This is a genomic window from Streptomyces sp. NPDC086549, from assembly GCF_044746205.1.
Lineage (GTDB): Bacteria > Actinomycetota > Actinomycetes > Streptomycetales > Streptomycetaceae > Streptomyces.
Window position 1 is genome coordinate 426757 of record NZ_JBIVBS010000007.1, and the last position, 25034, is coordinate 451790.

The window sequence follows — 25034 nt, forward strand, 5'->3', positions numbered from 1 at the left end:
CAGTCCTCGTCCGTCAGCCTTCGTCAAGGAGAGCGCGTCGATGCCGTACCCGTACGTCCTGTTGTCCGCCGCCGTCTCCCTCGACGGCTACCTGGACGACACCGGCCCCGAGCGGCTCCTGCTCTCCAGCCCGGCCGACTTCGACCGGGTCGACGAGGTGCGCGCGTCGGTCGACGCGATCCTGGTCGGCGCCGGCACGATCCGCGCCGACAATCCGCGCCTCCTGGTCAACTCGCCCGAGCGGCGGGCCGCCCGCCTGGCCGCAGGCCGGCCCGAGTACCCCCTCAAGGTCACCGTCAGCGGCTCCGGCGATCTGGACCCGGACGCGAAGTTCTGGCACACGGGCGGCGAGAAGGTCCTCTACACGACGGAGAAGGGCGCCGAACGCGCACGGGGACTCGGCCTCGCCGCCGACATCGTCCCGCTGGGCCCCGACCTCGACTGGCGAGCACTGCTCACGCACCTGTACGCGGAGCGCGGGGTGCGCCGCCTGATGGTCGAGGGCGGCGGCACCATCCACACCCAGCTGCTGCGCCAAGGCCTCGCCGACGAACTCCAGCTGGTCCTCGCCCCGCTCTTCGTGGGGGATCCGGGGGCGCCCCGGCTGTTCGGCCCCGGGGGCTACCAGGGCGGGCGGCTGCGGCTCGCGGAGACGCGCCGCATCGAGGACGTCGTGCTGATGCGCTACGAGCCGACAGCGCCCGGCACCGGGGCGTCGGTCACCGCGGCGGACCGGCACTGGATGCGCATCGCCTGCGAGCTGGCGGCGCTGTGCCCGCCCTCGGAGACGGCGTTCAGCGTGGGCGCGGTCGTGGTCGCCGCGGACGGGACCGAGCTGGCGCGGGGCCACTCGCGGGAGGGCGACGACCCGGTCGTGCACGCCGAGGAGGCGGCGCTGGCCAAGATCGACCCGGCCGACCCGAGGCTGGCCGCCGCCACGGTGTACAGCAGCCTGGAGCCCTGCGCCCGGCGGGCCTCGCGGCCCGCTCCCTGCGCGCGGCTGATCCTGGAGGCGGGGGTACGGCGGGTGGTCACCGCATGGCGGGAGCCGGACACGTTCGTGGCGGGGGCCGACGGCAGCGGGCTGCTGGCGGGCCAGGGCGTCGACGTCGTCGTACTGCCCGAGTACGAGGGCCGGGCCAAGGCGCCGAACCGCCATCTGCTGGCCCGCGAATAAACCCGTGCACTTGCACCCCTGAGCATGGCGTATGCTTAAGGCACACCGACGCGGGGTGGAGCAGCTCGGTAGCTCGCTGGGCTCATAACCCAGAGGTCGCAGGTTCAAATCCTGTCCCCGCTACTCAAGGCTCAGGGCCGGAATCCAGTACACGGATTCCGGCCCTGAGTGTTTGCTGTGTTTTCTGTGTGTTCCGTGAACCAGCCCGTGGACCGGCCCGTGAACCAGTCCGAATATCACGAAGAGTGACCGGATGGCAGCCCTCCGCGTAACATCCGAGTCACCATCAAAACCGCGGTGACTCATGTACCGCGGTCAACTCGCCCGTTTTTCGCCGGTCATGGCGTGTAAGTCCCGCACGAAAAACATTAACGATCAAGCAGAACAGCTTGGAATCTGACACGGGGGTCTATTAACGTTCGATAACGCAGCGCGGTCGTCCCAGCCGTCACAAGAGTCGGCTCCGTGCGCACGCGCCGAATCCCGCGAGGGAACCGGGGAACCACCACCTTGGGGTGAATCACGCGGAAGCCGCCGTGGAGCAACGGCCGGTATACGCGCGTAGGAGACCTTCCTGCTCCGAACCCGTCAGCTAACCCGGTAGGCGGCGGAAGGAAAGGAGTGCGCCCGCGTGGCGTCCAACCGGCCTGCCCCCACAGCCCCGTTCGTGCCGAGTGAGCACACCGAGACCTTCGGTTACGGCAGCTACCGCACCGACGAGGGCCCCTGGGAGGAATGGAACCCCACCGAGGAGTCCATCAGCCCGGTACGCGGCCGGCACCGCGTCGCCAAGCAGCGCGGCGGCGGCGGACTCGCCCGCAGCTCCACGGTCCTGGGCGTCGGCGTCATAGCCGCCGTCGGCGCGGGCGGCATGGCCAGCGCCAACACCGGCAAGCCGCCGGTGTCCATCTCCATGCCCGACCTGCCCTCCGTCGGCTCCCTGCTCGGCGACGACGCCTCCTCGGACGCCCCCAAGGGCTCCGCCACCCCCCTCAGCAACGTCGGCATGACCTCCGCCGACAGCGCCCAGGGCGCCTCCGACGCCGGTGAGGCGCTGCGCAACCGCATCATGGCCCAGGCCGAGAGGCAGCAGGGCCAGGTCGACAGCAAGGCCGCCGCCGCTGTCGTGGCCGCCGCCGACAAGCAGGTCGCCGACGCGGCCGCCAAGGCGGAGAAGGCCGCCGCGGCCAAGGCCGCCGACAGCAAGGCGGCGGCGGAGGCCGCGGCCAAGAAGAAGGCCGAGGCCGAGCGGCTGGCCCGGCTGGCCAAGCAGTACACGCTGCCGACCTCCTCGTACACGATCACCTCGACCTTCGGTGAGGCCGGCGCCATGTGGTCGTCCGGCTACCACACCGGCCTCGACTTCGCCGCGCCCACGGGCACGCTCATCAAGGCCATTCACAGCGGCACGATCACCGAGGCGGGCTGGGCAGGCTCCTACGGCTACCGCACGATCCTCACCCTCGACGACGGCACCGAGCTGTGGTTCTGCCACCAGTCCTCGATCAGCGTCTCGGTCGGGCAGAAGGTCGGCACCGGCGACGTCATCGGCCGCGTGGGCGCCACCGGCAACGTCACCGGCCCGCACCTGCACCTGGAGGTCCACCCCGGCGGCCAGGCCACCGGCATCGACCCGATGACGTGGCTCCGCAGCAGGGGCGTCAACCCCTGAGACACCTCTTCGATCCCCGGCAGTCCTGACGACACCCCCCCGACGTCAGGGCTGCCGGTCAGGTGTTTACGGGATCTTTGCGGGTGCGTCCGGAATCTTCCGTTCTGCTGTGGCCGTTGTCACAGAACATGACTTCCCTTCGTAAACTCGGCTCCTCCGACCTCGAGGTCTTCCCGCTCGCCCTCGGCGGCAACGTCTTCGGGTGGACCGCCGACGAGGCCTCCTCCTTCGCCGTCCTGGACGCCTACGCGGCCGCCGGCGGCAATTTCGTCGACACCGCGGACTCCTACTCGGCGTGGGTCGAGGGCCACACGGGCGGCGAGTCCGAGACGATCGTCGGCAAGTGGACCAAGGCCCGCGGCAACCGTTCCGACGTGGTGATCGCGACCAAGGTGAGCCAGCACCCCGATTTCCAGGGCCTGTCCGCCGCGAACATCAGGGCCGCGGCCGACGCCTCCCTCCGCCGCCTGGACACCGACTACATCGATCTCTACTACACCCACTTCGACAAGCCCGAAGTGCCGGTCGAGGAGATCATCGGCGCGCTGGACGAGCTGGTGAAGGCGGGCAAGGTACGGCACATTGCCGCCTCCAACATCACCCCGGAGCGCCTCCAGGCCTCCCTGGACTTCTCCGACCGCGAGGGCCTGGCGCGGTACGTGGCGCTCCAGCCGCACTACAACCTCGTCTCCCGCGACACCTACGAGGGCCCCCTGCAGGACGTCGTCATCCGCAGCGGCCTCGCGGCCGTCCCGTACTTCGCCCTGGCCGCCGGCTTCCTCACGGGCAAGTACCGGCCCGGTACGACGGTGGACAGCGCGCGTGCCCAGGGCGCCGCGAAGCACCTCGCCACCGAGCGCGGCCCACGGGTGCTCACCGCGCTGGACGAGATCGCCGCCGCGCACGGGGCTCCTGTCGCCACGGTCGCCCTCGCCTGGCTGGCCGCCCAGCCGACGGTGACGGCCCCGATCGCCTCGGCACGCACGGTGGAGCAGCTTCCGGCGCTGCTGGAAGTGGCCGAGCTGCGGCTGTCGGAGGAGGAACTGGGGAGGCTGACGGAGGCGTCGGCGTAACCGGCCTGCCGTTCCTGCCGGCCCGCTACGACCGGTAGGGGTTGTATGCGGGATACGGCGCCGTCGGGTATCCGTACGGGAGTGGCATCCCGTACGGCACCGGTGGCCCGTACACCGGCCGTGGCGCGGCCGTCCGTGCCGCGTACTCCATCGCCGGACGTGCGACGTGCCGCAGCTCCCACAGCTCCGCGAGCAACTCCCGCTCCCGTGCCACGTAGTCGGCCCCCGCACGGCCCCGCAGCCCGCGGCGCCGCAGGAACGCCAGCTTCGTCGCGTACGCCTCGTACTGCCCCACGGCGCGCGCCGCCGGCTTGCCCAGGTGGTGGCCGGCGTAGTCCCGGGCCATCTGGCGCGCCCGCATCGAGCCGAGCACGAACGGCTCGGCGGGGCCCAGCCACCCGGCGAAGACGTACGCCGGCAGCTCCTCCCGTACGGTCCGCAGCTCGCGCTGCCGCGTCCAGATCGCCAGCCAGGTCAGCAGCCCGAACGAGGGCACCATGAACGCCCCGTACACGGCGAAGAATCCGTACGGTCCGAAGGTCGAGGAGCCGTTCCAGAACGCGTGCATGCTCATCGCGAGCAGCAGTCCGCCGAGCGGCAGCAGCACGCGCCGCACGTGCTGCCGCTCGGCGGAGAGCGCGGCGATGCCGAAGCCGATGCCGGTGAGAACGGTGAAGAGGGGGTGCGCGAACGGGGACATGACGACGCGCACGAAGAAGGTGGCGGCGGTGACGGAGGCGATGCCGCGGTCGCCGGTCAGCTGGTCGGTGCCGAAGGCGGTGCCGAGATAGAGGATGTTCTCGGTGAAGGCGAACCCGGTGGCGGTGACCCCCGCTATCACCACGCCGTCCACGATCCCGGTGAAGTCCCGTCTGCGGAACAGGAAGACGAGGAGCACGGCCGCCGCTTTGGAGGACTCCTCCACGATGGGTGCGATGACGGTGGCGCCGAGGGTGTCGGCGCCGGCCGGGTCGGCGGTGGCCGTGGCTATCCACCTCGTCGCGAAGCTGTTGGCCACGATGGCTATCAGCGCCGCCGCGCAGGCGCCCCACGCGAACGCGAAGAGTGTGTTCCGCCAGGGCCCGGGTTCGACCCGGTCGAGCCAGCGGAAGGCGGCTATGAGCAGCGGCACCGGCAGCACGGCGAGGCCGATTCCGACCAGGAACCCTTCCGTGCCGGTCTGTTCGCGCACGAGCGCGAGGATGACGAGCCCGGAGAGCGCGAGCAGGGTGATCAGTGCCCCGTACCGCACCCATTTGCGCTGCCACCAGTGAGGGTGCCGGAGCGCACCGTCGACCGGGTCGGTGGGGTGCGTCGGATACGGGGGGAAGGTGGCCACGGCATTGACCCTAACGTCGCTGCTGCTCCCGGTGCTGTACGCGTCGGAAGAGCAGATCGTTCACCACATGACCCTTGTCCAGTCCCTGGCCCTCGAAACGGGTCAGCGGCCGGAAGTCGGGACGCGGCGCGAAACCGCCGTCCGGCCGGGTGTTCTCGAAGTCCGGGTGGGCGGTCAGTACTTCCAGCATCTGTTCCGCGTACGGCTCCCAGTCCGTCGCGCAGTGCACGATCGCCCCCGGCCTGAGGCGGGTCGCGGCGAGGCTGAGGAACTCCGGCTGGATCAACCGCCGCTTGTGGTGCCGCTTCTTGGGCCAGGGGTCGGGGAAGTAGACGCGCAGTCCGTCGAGCGAGTCGGGGACGAGCATCTCGCGGAGCAGGATGATCGCGTCGCCGTTCGCGACGCGGACGTTGGACAGCCCGCCCTGGTCGGCGAGGTTGAGCAGGTTGCCCTGCCCCGGGGTGTGCACGTCGACGGCGAGGATGTTGAGGTCGGGGTTGCCGGCGGCCATCTGTGCGGTGGCCTCGCCCATGCCGAAACCGATCTCCAGCACGACGGACTTGTCGTTCCCGAACAGCTCGCCCAGGTCGATGATCCGCTGCCCGTCGATGTCGAGCCCCCACTTGGGCCACAGCCGCTGCAGCGCGTCCGCCTGCCCCGCGGTCACCCGGCTCCGCCGTGGCTGGAAGCTCCGGATCCGCCGCTCGAAGTGCGATCCGGCGGGATCGGCCCTGGGCCCGTCGGGGAAGCGGGGCTCGCCCTTGGCGCGGGTGTGCCGGACGGATGCGCCGGGGACGTGCCGGGGAGGTTCGGGGGTGTTCAGCGAGTCAGCCACAGTGGGACCGATTTTACGCGAGCGGTGAGACGGGCATTCCGTCACAGCGAGCCCAGCACGGCCAGTGCCCTGCGCGCCACCTCCCTCCCGATCGGCAGCGATGCCGTGGCCGCGGGCGACGGAGCGTTCAGCACATGCACGGCCCGTGCCCCCTCCTGGATCAGGAAGTCGTCGACAAGCGTCCCGTCCCGCAGGACGGCCTGCGCCCGCACCCCCGGGGCCGCCCGCACCAGGTCCCCCGGCTCCACGGCCGGCAGCAGCCGCCGCACCGCCTGAGTGAACGCCCCCTTCGACACCGAGCGCCGGAATTCCCCGGCCCCGTACCTCCAGTGCCGCCGGGCCATCGCCCACGCTCCGGGCCAGGCCAGCGTCCCCGCCACCTCACGCGGCCGCACGACCCCCCACCCGTATCCCTCGCGGGCCAGGGCGGGCACCGCGTTGGGGCCGACGTGCACACCGCCGTCGATCCCGCGCGTGAGATGCACCCCGAGGAACGGGAACGCCGGATCCGGCACCGGATACACCAGTCCCCGCACCAGTCCGGGCCGCGCCAGCTCGTAGTACTCCCCCCGGAACGGCACGATCCGCACCTCGGGCTCGTCCCCGGTCAGCCGGGCCACCTCGTCGCAGTACAGCCCGGCGCAGTTCACCAGCACCCGGCCGCGCACGATCTCCCCGCCCGCTGTCCGCACGGCGACACCCAGTTCCGGCCGCCGGTCCACCCGCACGACCTGTGCCCCGTAGCGGATCTCCGCCCCGGACGCCTGCGCCAGCTGCCGTGCGACCCCGACGAAGTCGGCCACGCCGGTCGTCCCGACGTGTATCGCCGCGAGTCCCCGCACCTCCGGCTCGTACTCCGCGATCTGCGCGGCGCCCAGTTCGCGCACCGGGATCCCGTTCTCCCGGCCGCGCTGCACCAGCGCGTGCAGCCGGGGCAGCTCCTCCCGCTCGGTGGCGACGATCAGCTTGCCGGTGACGGCGTGCGCGATGCCGTACTCCGCGCAGAACTTCACCATCTCGGCGGCGCCACGCACCGCGTACCGCGCCTTGAGCGAGTCCGGCCGGTAGTAGATCCCGCTGTGGATGACGCCGCTGTTGCGCCCCGTCTGGTGCCGGGCGGGACCCGGCTCCTTCTCCAGCACCGTCACCCGCGTGCCCGGCCGGGCACGCGTGATCGCATACGCCGTCGACAGACCGACGATCCCGCCGCCGATCACCAGCACGTCGCAGTCGTACGCGCCCTCCCGCACCTGCACCACCTCCGGCTTCGATAGTGCACTGCGCCACTGACAATTCCTTAGTGCAGTACGCCACTGACAGTGCCTTCAAACCCGGGAGGTGTCGGGGTGCCGGTGCCGGGAGGCTCAGGCCGGGGCCATCAGCAGCGGCCGCGCCCGCTCCCGCAACTCGACCACGCGCGGTTCGTCGCCGTACGGCTCCAGCCGGTGGAGCAGGTCCTTCACGTACTCCGTGGTGCGCGCGGACGATATCCGCCCGGCCACCTCCACCGCCCGTACGCCCTGCTCGCACGCCGCGTCCAGATTGCCCGACTCCAGTTCGGCGACCGCCGAGACGACCAGCCGCAGCCCGTGCGAGCGCACGAACTCCTCCGTCGGCTTCGACAATGCCTGCTCGGTGAAGCGCCGGACCTGCCGCGGTGCCTTCAGATCGCGGTAGCACTCCGCGGCGTCGGCGGCGAACCGGTCGTAGGAGTAGAAGCCGAGCCAGGTCGGGTCGTTGTCGCCCTCCCGGGCCCGCTCCAGCCAGCTCTCGGCGGCCTTCAGGGCCGCGCCGGCCGCCTGCGCGTCACCGGCGCGTGCGTGCGCGCGTGCCTCGACCAGGCGGAAGAAGCTCATGGTGCGGGCGGTGGCAAGACTCCGGTTGCGCTCCACGGCGGCCTGGGCGAGGTCGACGCCCTCGTCGCCGAAGCCCCGGTAGGTCGCCTGCAGCGACATGGACGCCAGGACGTAGCCACCGAGGGGGACGTCGGCGGCCGCGCGCGCAAGGCGCAGCGCCTGGATGTAGTACCGCTGGGCGGCCTCCTGCTGGCCCGTGTCGAAGGCCATCCAGCCCGCGAGCCGGGTGAGTTCGGCGGAGGCCCCGAACAGGGCCCGGCCGACCTCGTCGGAGTACGAGCCGAGCAGCAGCGGCGCCGCCTCCACCCTTAAGCACTCCGGCACCATGGACGAACGCCAGTCGCCGCCTCCGTACTTGGAGTCCCAGCGCCTGGCGTCCTCGGCGGCCTCCCGCAGTTTCTGCACATCGCTGTGGCCGACTTTGATCGGTGCGCCGGAGCCCTCGGAAGGGTTCGCCTCGCGTGCCACCGAGCTGTCGGCGGGGGTTATCAGCCACCGTGAGGCGGGCGTTGCGTATGCGCTCACCGCGAATGATCCGGCCAGCGACTGCCAGATGCCGCCGGAGCCGGCCCGGCGTCCGGCGAGGTCGAGACGGTAGAGCTCCGTCGCCGACCGCACCGCCTGTCCGACGTCTCTGGGGAAGGCGAGGCCCACTTCGGGCGCGGGATCCGCGTCCGCCAGGCCGATCTCGTGGAGCGGCACCGGGCGGCCGAGTTTCTGGCCTATCGCGGCGGCGATGAGGTGCGGCGCGGCGCCCTGCGGCACCATGCCCTTCGACACCCAGCGCGCCACCGACGTCTTGTCGTAGCGAAGAGTCAACCCGCGTTGAGCGCCAAGATCGTTGACGCGTCGCGCGAGCCCTGCGTTGCTGATTCCCGCGAGGGCGAGAACGGCGCCGAGCTTTTCGTTCGGCCCGCGTTGCTCCCTGGACATGCGCCACCCCTCGACACAGACGGCTGCCGCGCTGGCATAACCACGCGGCATTCGTAAACCCAGCGTAGTTCGCCGCATCCCAAGCGTTAAGGGGCATTGTTCCGGATGGCGGGATTGTGGTCCGCGCGGAGGCGCGGGCCCTTTACGCACCGTGCACGGGCTGTCGCGGCGTGCCCCCGCCGTGTGGCCGTGCGCCTGTCCGTGCGCTCTTCTCCGGCCATGCGGGGAGCGGTTCCATGGATCGTGCGTGGGTCGGCCCGCTGTACTGGATCCAGTGGGCTGGGGGACACCGCCACCTTCATCCCCGCGGGTGGCGGACCGGTCCGGGAGGCGATGCCCGCCTCCCGGACTGCGCGCTGTCCGTGCACCGCGCCGAGCCTGTACGGAGCGTGCGCAAGCCTGTCCCGCCGCTGCCGATTTGGCTGAAAATCGACCCCGTCTCTCGCGGGCGATTACGGCTCCCACCATGGAAGTTGAGGGCGCGAAAGGCGTTTTGGGGGAGCGTACCGGGGGCGCATTCGAGTCGCAGTTCCCCTGTGTCGTACGGGGGTTCGCTTCTGTGCGGGCACGCGCGCATGGGCGCGTGTCATCGGCCGAAGGCGGCGCCGTAGCCCCTCGGGGGCGCGTTCTTCATGGCAGCATGGTGAACCGGTTCGTACGGTGCACTGGTTGTCCACAGCCTGTGGAGGCGTCGATGCGGTGGTTGGTGGGATGGAGCAGCACCGCCGCTGCGGCCGGAATCGGCTCCGCCGGCGCCACCGGTCACGACGGCGAGACCGTGCACCCGGTCGGCTCCCAGCTCCTGTGGGGCGACCCCGATCCCCTGTGGGCGGTCGGCGACTGGCGCCCGGACGAGGTACGCGTGGTGGAGGCCGACGCGCAGAACCGGATCGCCGTCCTGGGCACCTGCGGCGCCTCCGACGAGGAACTGCGGCTCGGCCTGTTCACCGCGCGCGGAGGGGCACTTCGGCATCTGACGGCCTGGCCCGGCAGCTACACGGCCGTCGTCCAGGTCGGCCGCCGCGTCACCGTCTGCGGCGATCTCGCGGGCGCCCGGCCGGTGTTCCACACTCCCTGGGCGGGCGGCACGGCGTACGCGACGGCCGCGCTTCCGCTCGCCGACCTCATCGAGGCCAACCTCGACTTCGGCCACCTCGCGGCGCTGCTCGCCGCTCCCGACGTACCGGCCGCGCTGCACGACTCGACGCCGTACGAGGGTGTGCGGCGGGTTCCGCCGGGGCATGCGCTGATCCTGCGCGCCGGAGCACGTGAGATCGCGGGGTACGAGCCGGTCACCTCCCTCGCGGTGGCGGCGCCCTCGGCAGACCCGGACAGCGCCGTGGACGCCGTGCGGGACGCGCTCGTGGAGGCGGTGCGGGCCCGCCTCTCCGCACCCCGGCACGTCCCCGGCATCGACCCCGGCCCGGTGCCCGGCATGGGACCGGCCGAACGGCGCGCCGCGCGCGGGATGCCCGTGCCCGGGATCGGCGCGGACCTGTCCGGGGGCCCTGCCTCGGGGACGCTGGCCCTGCTGGCCGCCGGCCTCCCGGGCAGGCCGGGCACGGTCCTCGGCCACGGCACCGGCTCCGGCGAGCGGCTGCTCGCCGTCACCTTCAACGACCTGGCCGTCGGCGGCCGCGAGGCCGAGCTGGAGCGGGCGGGGACGCTCGCGGCCAACCCGCGCCTGCACCACGTCGTGGTGGCCGGCGGCGAGGAGGTGCTGCCGTACGCCGACCTGGACGGCCCGCTGACGGACGAACCGGCACCGTCACTGGTGACGGCGGGCCGCCATCGCGCACGCCTGGCGTCGGGCAGCGCGGACCACTTCACCGGCTACGGCGCCCGCCAGGTCCTGGACGCCCACCCGGCCCGCCTCGCGGACCTCCTGATGGACCGCAAACGGCGCCATCTGGTGCGCCCGGTCGCGGCACTGGCCAGGGCGGACGGCTCGGTGATGGTCCCCGCGCGCGTGTACAGCGCGGCACGGCGGCTGGCGCGGACGCCGTACCGGGCGGGCGTGGAAGTGCTCGCCGAACGCCTCCTGCGCCGCCGCTTCGACGAACCCGGAGGCGCGGTCGGAGCGTCCCTCGCGGCGCTCACCTGGGCCAGACCGGGGCCCGCGGCGCGCTGGCTGACCGGCGAGGCGCTCGCTGAAGTATCGGTTCTCCTCCAGGGCTCGGCGAACCGCTCCGGAGTGGGCCCCGGCCAGCGCCCCGGCGACTACCGCGCGCGTGCGGCGCTGGCCCGGTACGCGGCGGACATCCGGGTGCTGGAACAGGCCGCCGAGATCCGCTCCCAGCGCCTGCACGCCCCGTTCCTCGACAACCAGGTGGTCCGCGCCTGCCGCGAACTCCCCGAGGCCCTCCGGGTGCAGCCCGGCGCCCGTGCCGCCATCCTCCGTACCGTCCTGGAGGGCGCGGGCGTCACGGACCTCCCGCCCGGCTGGGGCGCCCCCTCCCACGCCTCCTCGGCCGCCGCCGCCCGCACGGGCCTGCGCGTGGCCGCCGACTCCCTCGTCTCCCTGTTCACCACCCCCCTGCTCGCCGATGCCGGTCTGATCGAGGCCCGCGTGGTGCGCAAGGCCCTCCGCGGGGCGGCGGCGGGCGAGCCACTGCCGCTGGACGGCCTGGCCGACCTGGTCTCCCTGGAGCTGTGGCTGCACCGGCTGCTGGCGCGTCGGGGGACCTGCTGGACCGGCACCCCGGCACGCGCGCGTGCGGTGCCCGCCGGGATCACGCCGAGGCGCGGGGCGCTGGCCTCCGGCGGCTGAGCCGGGTACCCGCATGGCTGCGGGCAGTCGTGCCTCCCCTCAAGAGCTCGGGGGAGGCCCGCAAGCTCCGGGGCCGCGCGACCCACCCCCGCCCAGCACCGGGCGGTCGATCGCCCGACGGCAATCGAAACCCCATCGCCCCGCGTCGCACCCCCGGCGACAATGACCCGGTGCGGTACAGAATCCTGGGCCTGACCCAAGCGACGGACGACCAGGGAACCCCCATCCCCATCGGCGGCTCCCGCCTCCGCGCCCTGCTCACCGCCCTCGCCCTCCGCCCCGGCCGCACCACGACCCCCGAGACCCTGATCGACGAGGTCTGGGCGGACGACCCGCCCCAGGACGCCCCGGCCGCCCTCCAGGCACTGGTCGGCCGCCTGCGCCGTACCGTCGGAAAGCACACCGTCACCTCCGACCCCGGCGGCTACCGCCTCGCGGCGACCCGGGACGACATAGACCTCCACGTCTTCGAGCGGCTGGTGCGCGAGGGCGCCTCCGCCCTCGACCGGGGTGACCCGGTCGCCTCCTTCCGTGCCCTCACCGAGGCCCTCGCCCTCTGGTACGGCCCCGCCCTCGCCGACCTCCCCGACCGCACCGCCGCGACCCGCCCGGAGGCCCTGCGCCTGGAGGCGACCCGCGCCCGAGCCGCCGCAGCCCTCGAACTCGGCCGCGCCCACGACGTCGTACCGGAGCTGAGGGAACTGACCACGGCCCACCCGTACGACGAACCGATGCACGCCCTCCTCATCCGGGCCCTGCGCGACACCGGCCGCCCCGCCGACGCCCTCGCCGCCTACGACACCGCGCGCCGCACCCTCGCCGACGGCCTGGGCGCCGACCCCGGACCGGAACTCAGAGCCCTCCACTCGGAGTTGCTCACGCAGGAGGCGGCTCCCGCCCACTCCCCCCTTGTCCAGTCCCGCGAACGAACCGGCAACATCCGCCCCCGTCTGACGTCCTTCGTCGGCCGGGAACCCGAGCTCGCGGCCATTCGTTCCGAATTGCGCAGGGCCCGCCTCGTCACCCTTACCGGACCGGGCGGCTCGGGCAAGACCCGGCTCGCCGAGGAGGCCGCCGCCGGGCTCCCGCAGGCCTGGCTGGTCGAGCTCGCCCCGCTCGACCGGCCCGAGGCGGTACCGGGCGCGGTGGTCAGCGCGCTCGGACTGCGCGAGACCGTGCTCATGACCAACGAACTGGCGAGCCCCCAGGCAGACCCGGTCGCCCTGCTCGTCGAGTACTGCGCCCAGCGCAGCCGACTCCTGATCCTTGACAACTGCGAACACGTCATCGGCGCGGCCGCCGACCTCGCCGAGACGCTGCTCACCCGCTGCCCCGGGCTCACGATCCTCGCCACGAGCCGTGAACCCCTGGGCGTCCCCGGTGAGTCGGTGCGCCCGGTCGAGCCACTCGTCCCCGAGCAGGCGCACCGCCTCTTCGAGGAGCGCGCGGCGGCCGTCCGTCCCGACGCCGCCACCGTGCTCCGGGACACGGAGGCGGTCGACGAGATCTGCCGGCGCCTCGACGGGCTCCCCCTGGCCATCGAGCTGGCCGCCGCCCGGCTGCGGCTGCTGACGCCCCGGCAGATCGCCGACCGCCTCGACGACCGCTTCCGCCTCCTCACCTCCGGAAGCCGCACGGTCCTGCCCCGCCAGCAGACCCTGCGCGCCGTCGTCGACTGGTCCTGGGAGCTGCTCGACGAACGGGAGCGGACGGTGCTGCGCGAGGTGTCGGTGTTCGCCGGCGGCTGGGACCTCGCCGCGGCGGAGACCGTGTGCACAGGCCCGGCGGCGGAGCTGATCGGGGCACTCGTCGACAAGTCCCTCGTCGTCGCCGCGCCGGGCGGCCCGGACGGCTCCGACGGCATGCGGTACCGCCTGCTGGAGACCATCCAGGAGTACGCCACCGAGCGCGCGGCCGAGCTGCCCGGGCTGCGCGCGGAGGCCGAGCTGCGGCACCGCGCGTGGGTGCGCGCCCTGGTCGAGCGGGCGGAGCCGCTGCTGCGGTCCGAGGCGCAGATGCCGTGGATCTCCCGCCTGGAGGGCGAGCTGGACAACATCCGCGCGGCCCTCGACCGCACGCTGCGCGCCGGCGACGAGGAGGCGACATGCGCGATCGTCCTGGCCGCCGGATGGTTCTGGTGGCTGCGCAACTACCGCCAGGAGGCGGGGGACTGGGTGCGCGCGGCACTGCGCCTGGGCGTCGCCCTGGACACCCTGCCCGACGGCGCCCCGGCGGACGCCCTGGAGCGGCTCGTCGCCTCGGCCGACCCGGTGGGCGCCTTCCTCGCCGCCCCCGACGCCGATGCGAGGCATCCGCTGCGCGCCCTGCGCATGGATCTCCGGATGCTCCACATGTTCCTGACGTCCGAGTCCGGTTCGGAGGAACTGCGGACGGACGAGCGGGCCCCGGAGTACGTCGCGCGCGTGCGGGCCGCCTACGAGACCGGGGGGCCGCACGCCGCCCGGATGCCGGGCATCCTGTGGCCACTGACCTCCTACTATCTGGGCGGCCCGGTGGAGCTGGGACCGGACTTGGACGCGGCAGTCGCCAACTGCCGCGCCCACGGCGAGGACTGGGCGGTCGGCGTCACCCTGATGTACCGCGCCCACACGGTCGTCGACTCCCCCGGCAATCTGCGGGGCGTCGACGAGGACCTGGCGGAACTGCGGGTGCTCAGCCGACGCGTGGGGGACCGCTGGATGCGGGCCCAGGTGTGCAGCGCGGCCGGCGAGGCGGACATGGCGCGCGGCCGGTTCGAGGAGGCCGGGCGGGAGTACGAGGAGGCACTGCGACTCGCCTACGAGGTGGGCGCCTACGCCGAGTCGCCGTTCCTGATCGCGCGGCTCGCCGAGATCGCCTATCGCTCGGGCGACCGGACGGCGGCACTGGCCGCCCTGGACGAGGCGGGCGCGGCCGCCGACCAGTACGGCGTGGCGGAGTCCAGGGCGTTCGTCCTGCTGCTGCGCGCGCACATCGCCCAGCACGACGGTGACATGGCCCGCGCGCGCGAGCTGTTCGAGGCAACCCGCGCGGCGACACGGGGCGGCACCCCGCCGCCCCAGTTCACGGCGGCCCTGGGCGTGGTCGAGGCCTTGATCACGGCCGACGAGTCCGGTCCGGGGCAGGGGCTGCCGATCGTGGCCGAAGTGCTGCGCGAGGCCGTGGAGCGGCGGTGCGCCGAGGCGATCACCGCGGTACTCGTGGACACCGCGGCCGACCTGCTGGCCCGGCTCGGCGACCTGGCGGGCGCGGTCCGGCTGTTCACCGCCGCCGACCACTGGCGCGACGGGCATCTGCGCCCCGAACCGGATCGCACCGGTGCCGAACGCGTCGACGCCACCGCCCGCGCGGAGCTGTCCGCCGAGGACTACGCGGCCGCGCGCACCCGGGGAGCGTCCTTCACCGTCGACGACGTGCTGCGGGAGCTGGACCGGACGCCCACCTCCACCGGCGGCCGGCCGGCCCGCGGCTGACCTACTGGCAGGTGAACCGCGCCTCGGCCCAGTCCGCGAGCGTCACGGAGTCGAAGGCGTTGCTGTGCGGCTCGACCACCAGCCGTACGGTCCTGTGCCCGGCCAGGTTCACATGGACGGGGACGGCCGGGTTCCCGCCCTTGACCATCCCGGACCGCCACAGCCGGGTGCCGTCCGCGTAGACGGAGAAGTAGACCTTCCCGAGTTTCAGGTTCAGGTCGTCGACGCCTGCCATCGCGTCGAACGCGGAGCACTCGCGGTTGAGGTCGACGGTGACGGAGGAGTCGCCGTGGACGGTCACGCCGCGCGCGTACTGCTTCTCGGCGACGGACAGGCCGTAGCGCCGCCACACCCAGCTGCTCTCGGCCAGCCGCATCTCGGGCCTGCTGCCGTCACCGCTGACGTCGTACCGCAGGTCGCTCCACTCGTACACGACCGGTGCCGGCGGGGGAGCGGGCGTCGGAGTGGGTGTCGGCGTCGGCGTGGGCCTCGGCGTCGGCTCGGGCGCGGAGGTCGGTGCGGGGGCCGGCGTCGAAGTCGGGTTCGGTGTCGAGCCTGGGATCTGCCCCGGGCTCTGCCTGGGCGTGGGCGACGGGGTGGCATTCGGCGTCGGCGTGGGAGCCGGCATCGCGGCCGCCGCGGGGGCGACGACCGGTGTCCTCGGCCCGGGTTCCTTTTTCGAAGGCGTGGGGGCCGGAGACTCCGGCTGGACGACCTGCGGCGACGAGGACGGCCTGGCGACCTCCTTGGCCGGATGACTGTCGTGCATCAGCGCGAGCGCCACCGCGGTGACCCCGACCGCCACCACACCGGCCGCGACACCTGCCTTCACCGGCGCGGCCAGCCCCTCCGCGACCGCCGAACCACCGCCCGCCCCCGCCCCGCCGGACGAGCCCCCACTCGCCGCGGCGCCCGCGGCCCCCGCCCCGGCACCACCGGCGATGATCCCGAGTGCCTTGGCGTACCCGGCGGCGCCGAACCAGCCGATGACCGCGACCGGGACGACGGCGGGGATCCCGCCCGCCACCTCCTCGATCTGTGCGGCCGCCAGCCGGCACCTGGCGCACTCCTCCAGATGCTTGCGCAGGCCACGCTCGGCACGGATGCGCAGCTTGCGGCGCGCGTACGTGCCGAGCTGGTCGGCGTAGCGCGCGCACTCCTCGTCGCCGGCGAGCGCGGCGCTGACGTGGGCCTGCAGATAGGCCTGCCGCAGGCCCTCGCGGGCGCGGCTGGCGAGCACACGCGTGCCGTTGGCGTCCAGCCCGAAGAGGACGGCCACCTCGCTCGGCGACTCGTCCTCCACCTCGGTGTGCCACAGCACCGCCTGCCAGCGCTCGGGCAGCGAGCGGAAAGCCCGCATGGCCATGGACTGCTCGGCCTCGTGCATGGCCCGCACATCGGCGCCCGGATCCAGAGTGCCCTCGTCCGACACCTCGGAGGTCCGCGAAGCGTGCGCGGCGAACACCGCGAAGTCGTCCACGAGCTGCTCGCGCCTGGACGACCTCGTCCAGTGCGCGGCCACGCGCCGCACGGAGGTGAGCAGATAGGCGCGTACGGCGTGCTCGGGTCCCGAGCCGCCGCGCACCGCCTGGAGCACGCGGGCGAAGACCTCGGCGGTCAGGTCCTCCGCGGTGTGGGCGTCACGGCAGCAGGTGCGGGCGTACCGGCGCACCGCGTCCGCGTGCCGCCGGTACAGCTCCTCGTACGCGCTGTCGTCGCCCGCGCGCATCCGCTTGATCAGCTCGCCGTCGGCCGGCACCGGCTCGCGTGGCGGCGACAGGGCACTGCCGTCGCGCTGCGCCGGGACGCTGCCCTGGGCCGGTCCGGCGGGCCGAGGCACGTCCGTCCGACCGCCCTGGCTGGGTACCTGAGGCGAGGTCAGCCCGCCGGCCTCCGCGTCACCGTCACCGAGGGACTCGTCCCACCCGTCAACGCCCATCACGGATAGCCCCCGACGCCTGCCAGCCCGACCCGATCACACGGGTCAGACTGCCACACCGGCTTTCGTTCAGGACCCCCCGAGCGCGACCGTCCACTCATCCGAGGGGACTTGCCGCTCGGCGGTACTCGCCGTCACCCGGACGGGGAGGGCTCAACCTGCCCGCCCCGCCCGGAACTTGGCCAGGTTCCACCGGTCACGCGGGGCGCGACCGCAGCCCCTCCAGCAGGATGTCCAGCAGCCGTGCCGAGGCCGCCGCCTGCTGGGCCGCGTCCGGCAGCGACGGCGCCGCCGTGGCGATGACCAGCAGGACGTCGGACACCGACACGTCCGGCCGCAGCGCGCCTGCCGCACGGGCCCGCTCCACGAGCCGGCCCACCACGTCGAGCAGCGCCGCCGCGCCCGCGTCGTCGACGGCGGCCGACGGCTGCTCGGACACCAGCCGCAGCTCACCGGCCGCCGGCTGGGTCCGCTGCTGCGGCACCCGCGCCTCGTCGGCGCCGTCCTCCTGGACCCCGACCCGCAGCACCTGCGGCGGCAGCAGCCGCCCGGCGCCCGAGGCCACCGATGTGCGCAGGAAGCGGGACAGCGCCGACCACGGCTCGTCCTCCTGCCCGAGCGCCGCCCGCGCCTGGTCCGTCAGCCGGGAGGTCTCCTCCTCGGCTATCCGCCGGACCAGCACGTCCTTGCTCGGGAAGCGCCGGTAGACCGTGCCGACACCGACCCGCGCGCGCCGCGCCACGTCCTCCATCGGCGCGCCGTAACCCAGCTCGCCGAAGACCTCGCGCGCCGCACGCAGCACGTGCTCCAGATTGCGCTGTGCGTCCACCCGCAGCGGCGTCGAGCGCGGCCCGTCCGCGCGTCCGTTTCCCGCCGTCGCGGCCACCGCCCCGCCACCGGGTGCGATGGCCGACGCGGAAGACCAATGAGTGTCCTGAATATGCATAAGCGTTCCCCCGGTTAATGACGTCTCCCCCCGGAGACTCTCCCCGTCACTGAGTCCGGAGTGCGCGGAACTGGTCCCGTTCCGTGACCGGGACCGCCCGTCGCGGACCCGCTCGACCACATCCCCTACACCCCGTCGACACACGAACATAGTTGAGAGGGGGTCAATTCAGAAGGGGCAGGTTCCGCACGGAGCGCCCCTCGATCGGAGTACGGAGCACATACGTCCCGTTTGTGTACCCTCGCGCCCTCCTGTCCGCCCCCGCTGACCTGCCCGCTTTCTCCCCGCTCCGGCGGCCCCGGCGCCCCCGCGCACGCCCGGCCGTCGGTCACACAAATTGCCGGGGCTGTGGACAAACAAGAGCGCCGGGTGCGTCATGGGATGGTGAAGGAACGTGCGCGCATTCTCGTTGTCGGCGGCGGCTACGTCGGGATGTACACGGCCCTGCGCCTGCAGCGGAGGCTGAAGCAGGAGCTCAGGCGGGGCGACGTCGACATCACTGTCGTCACTCCGGATCCGTACATGACGTATCAGCCGTTCCTTCCCGAAGCGGCCGCCGGTTTGATTTCCCCTCGTCATGTCGTCGTACCGCTGCGCCGCGTCCTGGACCAGTGCCACGTCGTCATCGGCGAGGTGATCGCCGTCGACCACACGAAGCGGACCGCCACCCTCACCACGCTCGCCACCCAGGAGGAGGGCAAGGGCGCCGAGTACCTGACGTACGACGAACTCGTTCTCGCCCCCGGCTCGATCGCGCGCACCCTCCCCATCCCCGGTCTCGCCGAGTACGCCATCGGCTTCAAGACCGTCGAGGAGGCCATCGGCCTGCGCAACCACGTCATCGAGCAGATGGACATCGCCTCCTCCACCCGAGACCCCGCGATCCGCGACGCGGCCCTCACCTTCGTCTTCGTGGGCGGCGGCTACGCCGGAGTCGAGGCACTCGGCGAACTGGAGGACATGGCCCGCTACGCCACGCGCTACTACCACAACGTCCAGCCCGAGGACTTGAAGTGGATCCTCGTCGAGGCCTCCGACCGCATCCTTCCCGAGGTCGGCGAGGAAATGGGCCGCTACACGATCACCGAACTGCGCCGCCGCAACATCCAGGTGCTCCTGGGGACCCGTCTCGAATCCTGCGCCGACCGCATCGCCGTACTCAGTGACGGCCAGCGCTTCCCGACCCGTACGGTCGTCTGGACCGCCGGCGTCAAACCCCACCCGGTGCTCGCCGCCACCGACCTCCCGCTCGACGGCCGCGGCCGCCTCAAGTGCACCGCACAGTTGACCGTCGACGGCGTCGACCACGCATGGGCCGCGGGCGACGCCGCCGCCGTCCCCGACGTCACCGCCGGGGAGCCCGGCAGGGAGACCGCCCCCAACGCCCAGCACGCGGTCCGTCAGGCCGGGGTCCTCGGCGACAACATCGTCCACACCCTGCGCGGCGAGCCCCTCGACACGTATGCGCACCGATACGTCGGCTCCGTCGCCTCGCTCGGACTGCACAAAGGGGTCGCACAGGTCTACGGACGCAAGCTGAAGGGCTACCCTGCCTGGTTCATGCACCGCGTCTACCACCTCAGCAGGGTGCCCACCGTCAACCGCAAGGCCCGCGTGCTCGCCGAATGGACCCTGTCCGGGCTCTTCAAACGAGAGGTCGTCTCCCTCGGGTCACTCGAACATCCCCGCGCGGAGTTCGAACTCGCGGCCGGTGGAAAGCCTCAAGACAACCCCTCGGACGACCCGAAGGGGTCGTCCTGACCGGACCGAGGAACTCCACGGGCCGCCCCGGCGTCTGACGGATGTCGCCGCGGTCGGCCACCCTGCCAGACTGCCCCACGACCGTGGACGGGCACCCGCCCGCCCGCAGCACCCATGAGGCTTCTTCCCGAGTACCGCAATTCCCGGGGCAACCCCCCCGACCCCGGCCGGATCCGGTGCTGGCCGACGACGACGACACGAGGCAAGGATTCGTGAACTTCACGCGCTGGAGCGCCCGGCTCCCCGGAACGCAGCGCCGCGCCGCAGCGCGGACCGAGCACGCGGTCTCCCCGGACCGGCGGGGGGAAGGCTCCGTGCCCGCGGCCCGCGCCGAACAACTGACCGACGAGGAACCGCCCGTGCCCGCCGTCGACGAACTCCCCGCGCGCGAGGTCCTCGACCGCGTCCCGGCCCTCGTCGCCCTGGTGCACGGCCCCGACCACTGCATCGCGTACGTCAACGACGCCTACGTTGCGGCCTTCGGCGAACGCCCGCTCGGCGAGCCGGCCCGCGAGTCCCTCCCGGAGCTCGCCGAACTGGGCCTGCTCCCCCTCCTCGACCAGGTCCTGCGCAGCGGCAAGCCCCGCACGCTCAAGTCCCGCAAGGCCCCCGACGGCCGCTCCTACACCTTCACCTGCACCCCGGCCGCCGAACACGGCGACCGGGACGGCGGCGACGGCGCGGTGCTGGTCTTCGCCACCGATGTCACCGACCACGCCGAGGCCGCCGAGCGCCTCCGCGCCAGCGAACGCCGCCAGCGCGAGACCGCGGTGACCCTGCAGCGCAGCCTCCTCCCCCAGGAACTGGAACAGCCGGACGACCTGAGGATCGCGGCGACCTACCAGCCCGGCGGCACCGAGTCCGCGGTCGGCGGCGACTGGTACGACGTGATCACACTGGGCGGCGGCCGCACGGCTCTGGTCATCGGCGACGTGATGGGCAGAGGAGTACGGGCGGCGGCCGTCATGGGCCAACTCCGCACGGCCGTGCGCGCGTACGCCCGGCTCGACCTGCCCCCGCACGAGGTCCTCCAGCTCCTCGACGGCCTCGCCACGGAGATCGACGCCAACCAGATCGCCACGTGCGTGTACGCCATCCACGACCCCAACGAGGGCCGGCTGGTGTACGCCTCCGCCGGGCACCTGCCCATCCTGGTCCGCGACGAGAGCGGCACGGTGCTGCGCGCCGACGAGCCGACCGGCCCCCCGCTCGGCACGGGCGGCTGGATGCACGCGTCGGGCTCGGTCCCGCTGGGCCCCGGCTCGACCGCGGTCCTCTACACCGACGGTCTGGTCGAACGCCGGGACGAGGACCTGGACGAGGGAATCGCGTCGCTGGAGCGGGCCCTGGCCGGCGCGACGGGCACGCCCCAGGTGATCTGCGACCGCCTCGTCCGCTCGGCCGGCGTCATGGCCGACCACGACGACGACGTGGCGGTCCTGGTCCTCCAGCACCCCGCCCGCACCGGCTCCGACGGCGAGCTCTTCCGCAACGCGGCCCTGGAACTCCTCGGCGGAGTGGAAGCGGCCCCACGCGCGCGTGCGTTCGCTTCCGGCGTGCTGACCAGCTGGCGCTTCCCCGCCGACCTGCACGACCTGGGCGTCCTCGCCACCAGCGAACTCGTCGCCAACTCCCTCCAGCACGGCACCCCGCCCATGCGCCTGCGGCTCCGCCGCACCGACCGCCGCCTGATCGTCGAGGTCACGGACGGCGACGACCACCTCCCGCGCCGGCGGCGCGCGGAACCGGGGGACGAGTCGGGCCGGGGCATCGCCATCGTCGCGACGATCGCCTCGAACTGGGGATCGCGGCGGACCCCGGGCGGTGGAAAGGCGGTGTGGTGCGAGTTCGTGTTGCCGCGCGCCACCTAGGCGAACCCGCTCCGCGGTGCTACTAGCTCCCCATGGCAGACGAACCGGGGTTTCAACTCAAGGGAAGCGCCCCCGAGCGCTACGAGCAGTACGTCGCGCCGCTGATGGCGCCCTTCACGACGGCATTGCTCGACGCCGTGGACCTGTGCCCGGGCGATGTCGTCCTCGACCTCGCCTGCGGCACCGGCTTCGCCGCCCGCGCGGCCGCCGCCCAGGTCGGCCCCACCGGCCGCGTCCGGGGCGCCGACGTCAACGCGGGCATGCTCAAGGTGGCCGTCGCCCATCACCCACGCCTGTACCCCGACATCGAGTTCACCGAGGCCCCCGCCGACCGGCTCCCCTACCCCGACGCAACCTTCGACGCGGTCGTCTGCCAACAGGGCGCCCAGTTCTTCCCCGACCTCACCGAGGCCCTCACGGAGACGGCCCGTGTCATGCGCCCCTCCGGTCGCTTCGCGGCCACGGTCTGGGCCGGCATGAGCCTCTCGCCGTACCTCACCGCCCAGTACGAAGCCATCAAGGAGTACGGCGGTGACGCGGCCGCGGCCGCCTTCACCACGGCCTTCGCCTGCACGGCCGACCGCCTGACCGACGCTCTCGGCAAGGCGGGCTGCCACGACGTCACGGCACACGAGATCACCTTCGGAATCTCCCTGCCCCCGCTCGCGGACTTCGCCCCGGGCCATCTCTCCGTCCTGCCCTGGGGCCAGCAGATCGCCGACGCCCACGGCGAGGAGACGCTCGTCGCCGCGGGCCGCTCGGTCGCCGCCCGCCTCGCCGACCGGGTCCTGGGGGTCCCCCCAGGCCTTTCAGGCACTGGGGGAGGCACGATGACACTCCCCTTCACCGCGATCCTGGCGACCGCCGTCCGCTGACACGACGAAGGCGGCCGCCACCCGGAGGTGACGGCCGCCCACGTCCGGCTCACGCCTCGGCGACCACCGGCTCCACGGGCGCCGCAGCCCGCGCGACAACCCGGCTCCGCGCCTGCCAGGGCTGATCCTGTACGGCGGTGAGCCGCCTCCCCAGCCGAAGCGCCAGGACGGTGATGCCCAGCGAGAACAGCAGGAACGTCACGATGTACGGCGCGTGCAGCGAGGCCCCCATCGGCCCGCCCACCGCCGGCCCCACGGCCAGCGCGAGCTGCTTCACCAGGGCGAAGGCGGAGTTGTACTGCCCCGCCATCCCCTCCGGCGCCAGATCGGCCACCAGCGGGGCGACGGTCGGCGACAGCATCGCCTCACCCAGCCCGAACAGTGCGTACGTCGACACGAACGCGGCCGCGGCCATCTCCCGGCTGCCGTGCCCGAGACCCGCGTACCCGGCCACGACCCACGCCACGGCCCAGATCAGCCCCACGGCGGCGATCACCCGGGACCGGCGACGGCGCTCGACGAACTTCAGCGCGGCGAACTGCGCGACCACGATCATCAGGGTGTTCGCGGCCAGCGCCGTACCGAGCGCCGAGGTGGAGATCCCCGCGGCCTCGACACCGAACGCAGCCAGCCCGGACTCGAACTGCCCGTAGCAGGCGAAGAACAGCACGAAGCCCAGCACGGACAGCTGCACCATGGCCCGGTTGCCGAGCAACTGCTTCCAGCCGCCCTTCGCCGACCGCGCCGGAGCGTCCCCGATCCGCGGCGAGCGCGGGATCCGCACCGTCGACATGATCACGACGAGCAGCAGGAACATCGCCGCCTCGATCGCGAACAGCAGCGTGAAGGAGGAGACACGCGTGGTGTCGACCAGATGACCGCCGATGAGCCCGCCGACCCCGAGACCGAGGTTCTGCAGGAAGAACTGCGTCGCGAACGCCCGCGACCGCGTCTCCGTCGACGAGCAGTCCACGATCATCGTCGCCAGCGCCGGCTGCATCACGGCCTGACCGGCCCCGAGCACCGCCGCCGCGAGGAGCACGGCCGGCACGTTGCCCGCGAGGCCCAGGCCCAGGGCGCCCAGCGCGGCCATGACCAGGGCGGTGAGCAGGACCGGCAGCGGGCCGCGCCGCACGAGCGCCCGGCCGGCGAACGGCAGCACGATGAGCGCGGCCACGGCGAAGACGGCGAGAACGAGCCCCGCCGTCACGGCACCGAGCCCCCGCACCTGCGCCACATAGACGTACAGGTAGGGGACGGTGAAGCCGAGCCCGAACGCGCTGAGTGCGTTGCCCACGTGGATCCGGCGCATCGCTGCGCCCATCGCCCTGGTCACGTTCACCTCTCTCAGGTAGTTGCATGTATCAGTACTTAGAACCGAAGACTTCGAAGATAAATTTCGAAGCTAAAGAGTACACATCCAAGGACTTCGACGCCAAGCGACCCCATGCGATACTTGCGCCCATGGGTGACACCCCCGGCAGCCTCGGCATCGGCAGCGAGCCGACCCTCGAAGAGCAGATCGCCGCCTACCAGCGCGAGTTCCAGGACCTCGACCCCCAGGTCGAGAAGATCGTCTCGGCGCTGTCCCGCCTGAACCGCCGTATGAACGTCGCCTACGGCCGCCAGACCGCAGCTCTCGGCATCAGCAACGCCGAGTGGGAGGTCCTCAAGGCCCTCGTCCTCTCCGGCGCCCCCTACCGGATGGGTCCCAGCGACCTCGCCAAGCGCCTCGGCCTCACGCCGGCGGCGATGACCCACCGGATCGACCGGATGGTGGCGGAAGGTCTTGTCACCCGTGAGAGGGACGAGTCCAACCGCGTTCGGGTGATCGTGGAGCTGACTCCCGAAGGCCGTGAGAAGTGGCTGGAGGCCATGCGTCTCGCCTCCGTCTTCGAGGAGGACCTCCTCCAGGACCTCTCCCCGGAGGAGCGGACGGTCCTCGGCGAGGCACTCACCCGCCTCCTGCGCCGGGTGGAACACGCTCAGCCGGATGCCGGTGGGCGCCTCAGCGACCTGGACTGACCTGGTCGGACCCCTCGAAGAAAAGATCTTGACAGGGAGTGCTTGACAGCCCCCTCTCGGATCCGTACAGTTCTTCGGGTTGCCACAGAGCTGTAACGGCTCTTCGGCAGCAACTCCCGCCGCGACAGCGGCAATCCAAACCACCAGCACGATCACCCAGCCGGGTTGTTTTCGGTGTGCCCGAATTCAATCCGATTAATGGGACTCGGTGACGTCCGGTCAGGTCGGAAGACTTGATTGGGAATCGCCGGGAGAATCCGCTAAGGTTTGGGACGTCGGAACGGCCCAACAGCCGTAGAAGACAAACCCCGCTGACTGGGAATCAGGGCCGAAAGGATCTGATAGAGTCGGAACCGCCGGAAAGGGGAACGCGAGAGCGGGAACCTGGAAAGCGCCGAGGAAATCGGATCGAGAAAAGGTCTGATAGAGTCGGAAACGCAAGACCGAAGGGAAGCGCCCGGAGGAAAGCCCGAGAGGGTGAGTACAAAG

General features: G+C 72.5%; 16 protein-coding genes, 1 tRNA gene and 1 riboswitch. Of the genes, 10 read left to right on the forward strand and 7 right to left on the reverse strand.

All coding sequences use genetic code 11. The annotated features are described in order from the left end of the window. The first annotated feature begins 40 nt into the window (after positions 1-40). The 4 genes from ACIPSA_RS24580 (at position 41) to ACIPSA_RS24595 (ending at position 3922) form a co-directional block, all read left to right on the forward strand. On the forward strand, positions 41-1177 hold the full coding sequence (locus tag ACIPSA_RS24580; RefSeq protein ID WP_402638111.1) for a dihydrofolate reductase family protein: 1137 nt from the start codon (positions 41-43) through the stop codon (positions 1175-1177). Positions 1178-1226: 49 nt separating this feature from the next. Beyond that, positions 1227-1300 (forward strand) — tRNA-Met (locus ACIPSA_RS24585). A gap of 341 nt (positions 1301-1641) precedes the next feature. Then, positions 1642-1801: riboswitch (cyclic di-AMP (ydaO/yuaA leader) on the forward strand. A gap of 7 nt (positions 1802-1808) precedes the next feature. Next, entirely contained in the window at positions 1809-2849 is a 1041-nt protein-coding gene (locus tag ACIPSA_RS24590) for a M23 family metallopeptidase (RefSeq protein WP_402638112.1), read from the forward strand. Positions 2850-2977: 128 nt separating this feature from the next. Then, the gene (locus ACIPSA_RS24595; protein WP_402638113.1) at positions 2978-3922 is read left to right on the forward strand and encodes an aldo/keto reductase; all 945 of its coding nucleotides are present in this window, start codon (positions 2978-2980) and stop codon (positions 3920-3922) included. Positions 3923-3947: 25 nt separating this feature from the next. Here the strand turns inward: ACIPSA_RS24595 and ACIPSA_RS24600 are convergent, their stop codons facing one another. The 4 genes from ACIPSA_RS24600 to ACIPSA_RS24615 form a co-directional block, all read right to left on the reverse strand. Next, positions 3948-5261 carry a PrsW family intramembrane metalloprotease gene (locus tag ACIPSA_RS24600; protein WP_402638114.1) on the reverse strand — a complete coding sequence of 438 codons (1314 nt, stop codon included), beginning with the start codon at positions 5259-5261 and terminating at the stop codon, positions 3948-3950. A 10-nt stretch (positions 5262-5271) separates the two neighbouring features. Beyond that, a complete protein-coding gene (trmB, locus tag ACIPSA_RS24605) occupies positions 5272-6096 on the reverse strand; it encodes a tRNA (guanosine(46)-N7)-methyltransferase TrmB (RefSeq protein ID WP_402638115.1) in 825 nt (274 codons plus the stop codon). A 41-nt stretch (positions 6097-6137) separates the two neighbouring features. Beyond that, positions 6138-7355, reverse strand: a complete 1218-nt coding sequence (gene lhgO / locus ACIPSA_RS24610) for an L-2-hydroxyglutarate oxidase (protein WP_402638116.1) — start codon at positions 7353-7355, stop codon at positions 6138-6140. A 105-nt stretch (positions 7356-7460) separates the two neighbouring features. After that, positions 7461-8885, reverse strand: coding sequence for an MFS transporter (locus ACIPSA_RS24615; RefSeq protein WP_402638117.1), 1425 nt, complete (start codon positions 8883-8885; stop codon positions 7461-7463). Positions 8886-9579: 694 nt separating this feature from the next. Between ACIPSA_RS24615 and ACIPSA_RS24620 the strand changes: the two genes are divergently transcribed. Both ACIPSA_RS24620 and ACIPSA_RS24625 read left to right on the forward strand, forming a co-directional pair. Further along, positions 9580-11655 (forward strand): asparagine synthase-related protein, encoded by a 2076-nt coding sequence (locus ACIPSA_RS24620; protein WP_402638118.1) that lies wholly within the window; start codon positions 9580-9582, stop codon positions 11653-11655. 170 nt (positions 11656-11825) lie between these two features. Next, positions 11826-15128 (forward strand): BTAD domain-containing putative transcriptional regulator, encoded by a 3303-nt coding sequence (locus ACIPSA_RS24625; RefSeq protein WP_402638119.1) that lies wholly within the window; start codon positions 11826-11828, stop codon positions 15126-15128. A 1-nt stretch (position 15129) separates the two neighbouring features. Here ACIPSA_RS24625 and ACIPSA_RS24630 read toward each other — a convergent pair whose 3' ends face one another. Next, positions 15130-17067 (reverse strand): sigma-70 family RNA polymerase sigma factor, encoded by a 1938-nt coding sequence (locus ACIPSA_RS24630; RefSeq protein WP_402638120.1) that lies wholly within the window; start codon positions 17065-17067, stop codon positions 15130-15132. Between the two features lie 196 nt (positions 17068-17263). After that, positions 17264-18013 (reverse strand): TetR/AcrR family transcriptional regulator, encoded by a 750-nt coding sequence (locus ACIPSA_RS24635; RefSeq protein ID WP_402638121.1) that lies wholly within the window; start codon positions 18011-18013, stop codon positions 17264-17266. 381 nt (positions 18014-18394) lie between these two features. On the opposite strand from ACIPSA_RS24635, the gene ACIPSA_RS24640 reads away from it, so the two are divergent. From ACIPSA_RS24640 to ACIPSA_RS24650, 3 genes are all read left to right on the forward strand, one after another. Continuing rightward, positions 18395-19774, forward strand: coding sequence for an NAD(P)/FAD-dependent oxidoreductase (locus ACIPSA_RS24640; protein WP_402638122.1), 1380 nt, complete (start codon positions 18395-18397; stop codon positions 19772-19774). Positions 19775-19986: 212 nt separating this feature from the next. Next, on the forward strand, positions 19987-21645 hold the full coding sequence (locus ACIPSA_RS24645; protein WP_402638123.1) for a SpoIIE family protein phosphatase: 1659 nt from the start codon (positions 19987-19989) through the stop codon (positions 21643-21645). Between the two features lie 32 nt (positions 21646-21677). Further along, positions 21678-22520 carry a class I SAM-dependent methyltransferase gene (locus tag ACIPSA_RS24650; protein WP_402638124.1) on the forward strand — a complete coding sequence of 281 codons (843 nt, stop codon included), beginning with the start codon at positions 21678-21680 and terminating at the stop codon, positions 22518-22520. Between the two features lie 49 nt (positions 22521-22569). On the opposite strand, the gene ACIPSA_RS24655 is transcribed toward ACIPSA_RS24650, so the two are convergent. After that, positions 22570-23844 carry an MFS transporter gene (locus ACIPSA_RS24655; RefSeq protein WP_402638140.1) on the reverse strand — a complete coding sequence of 425 codons (1275 nt, stop codon included), beginning with the start codon at positions 23842-23844 and terminating at the stop codon, positions 22570-22572. Between the two features lie 140 nt (positions 23845-23984). On the opposite strand from ACIPSA_RS24655, the gene ACIPSA_RS24660 reads away from it, so the two are divergent. Beyond that, positions 23985-24545 (forward strand): MarR family winged helix-turn-helix transcriptional regulator, encoded by a 561-nt coding sequence (locus ACIPSA_RS24660; protein ID WP_402638125.1) that lies wholly within the window; start codon positions 23985-23987, stop codon positions 24543-24545. The last annotated feature ends 489 nt before the right edge of the window (positions 24546-25034 follow it).

Bases quoted from the DNA above. Each gene is read 5' to 3' on its own strand.
- ACIPSA_RS24615 (WP_402638117.1), bottom strand. From the start codon at position 8,885: ATGTCCAGGGAGCAACGCGGGCCGAACGAAAAGCTCGGCGCCGTTCTC.
- ACIPSA_RS24580 (WP_402638111.1), top strand. From the start codon at position 41: ATGCCGTACCCGTACGTCCTGTTGTCCGCCGCCGTCTCCCTCGACGGC.
- ACIPSA_RS24660 (WP_402638125.1), top strand. From the start codon at position 23,985: ATGGGTGACACCCCCGGCAGCCTCGGCATCGGCAGCGAGCCGACCCTC.
- ACIPSA_RS24620 (WP_402638118.1), top strand. From the start codon at position 9,580: ATGCGGTGGTTGGTGGGATGGAGCAGCACCGCCGCTGCGGCCGGAATC.
- ACIPSA_RS24635 (WP_402638121.1), bottom strand. From the start codon at position 18,013: ATGCATATTCAGGACACTCATTGGTCTTCCGCGTCGGCCATCGCACCC.
- ACIPSA_RS24630 (WP_402638120.1), bottom strand. From the start codon at position 17,067: ATGGGCGTTGACGGGTGGGACGAGTCCCTCGGTGACGGTGACGCGGAG.
- ACIPSA_RS24640 (WP_402638122.1), top strand. From the start codon at position 18,395: ATGGTGAAGGAACGTGCGCGCATTCTCGTTGTCGGCGGCGGCTACGTC.
- ACIPSA_RS24595 (WP_402638113.1), top strand. From the start codon at position 2,978: ATGACTTCCCTTCGTAAACTCGGCTCCTCCGACCTCGAGGTCTTCCCG.
- ACIPSA_RS24650 (WP_402638124.1), top strand. From the start codon at position 21,678: ATGGCAGACGAACCGGGGTTTCAACTCAAGGGAAGCGCCCCCGAGCGC.
- ACIPSA_RS24655 (WP_402638140.1), bottom strand. From the start codon at position 23,844: ATGGGCGCAGCGATGCGCCGGATCCACGTGGGCAACGCACTCAGCGCG.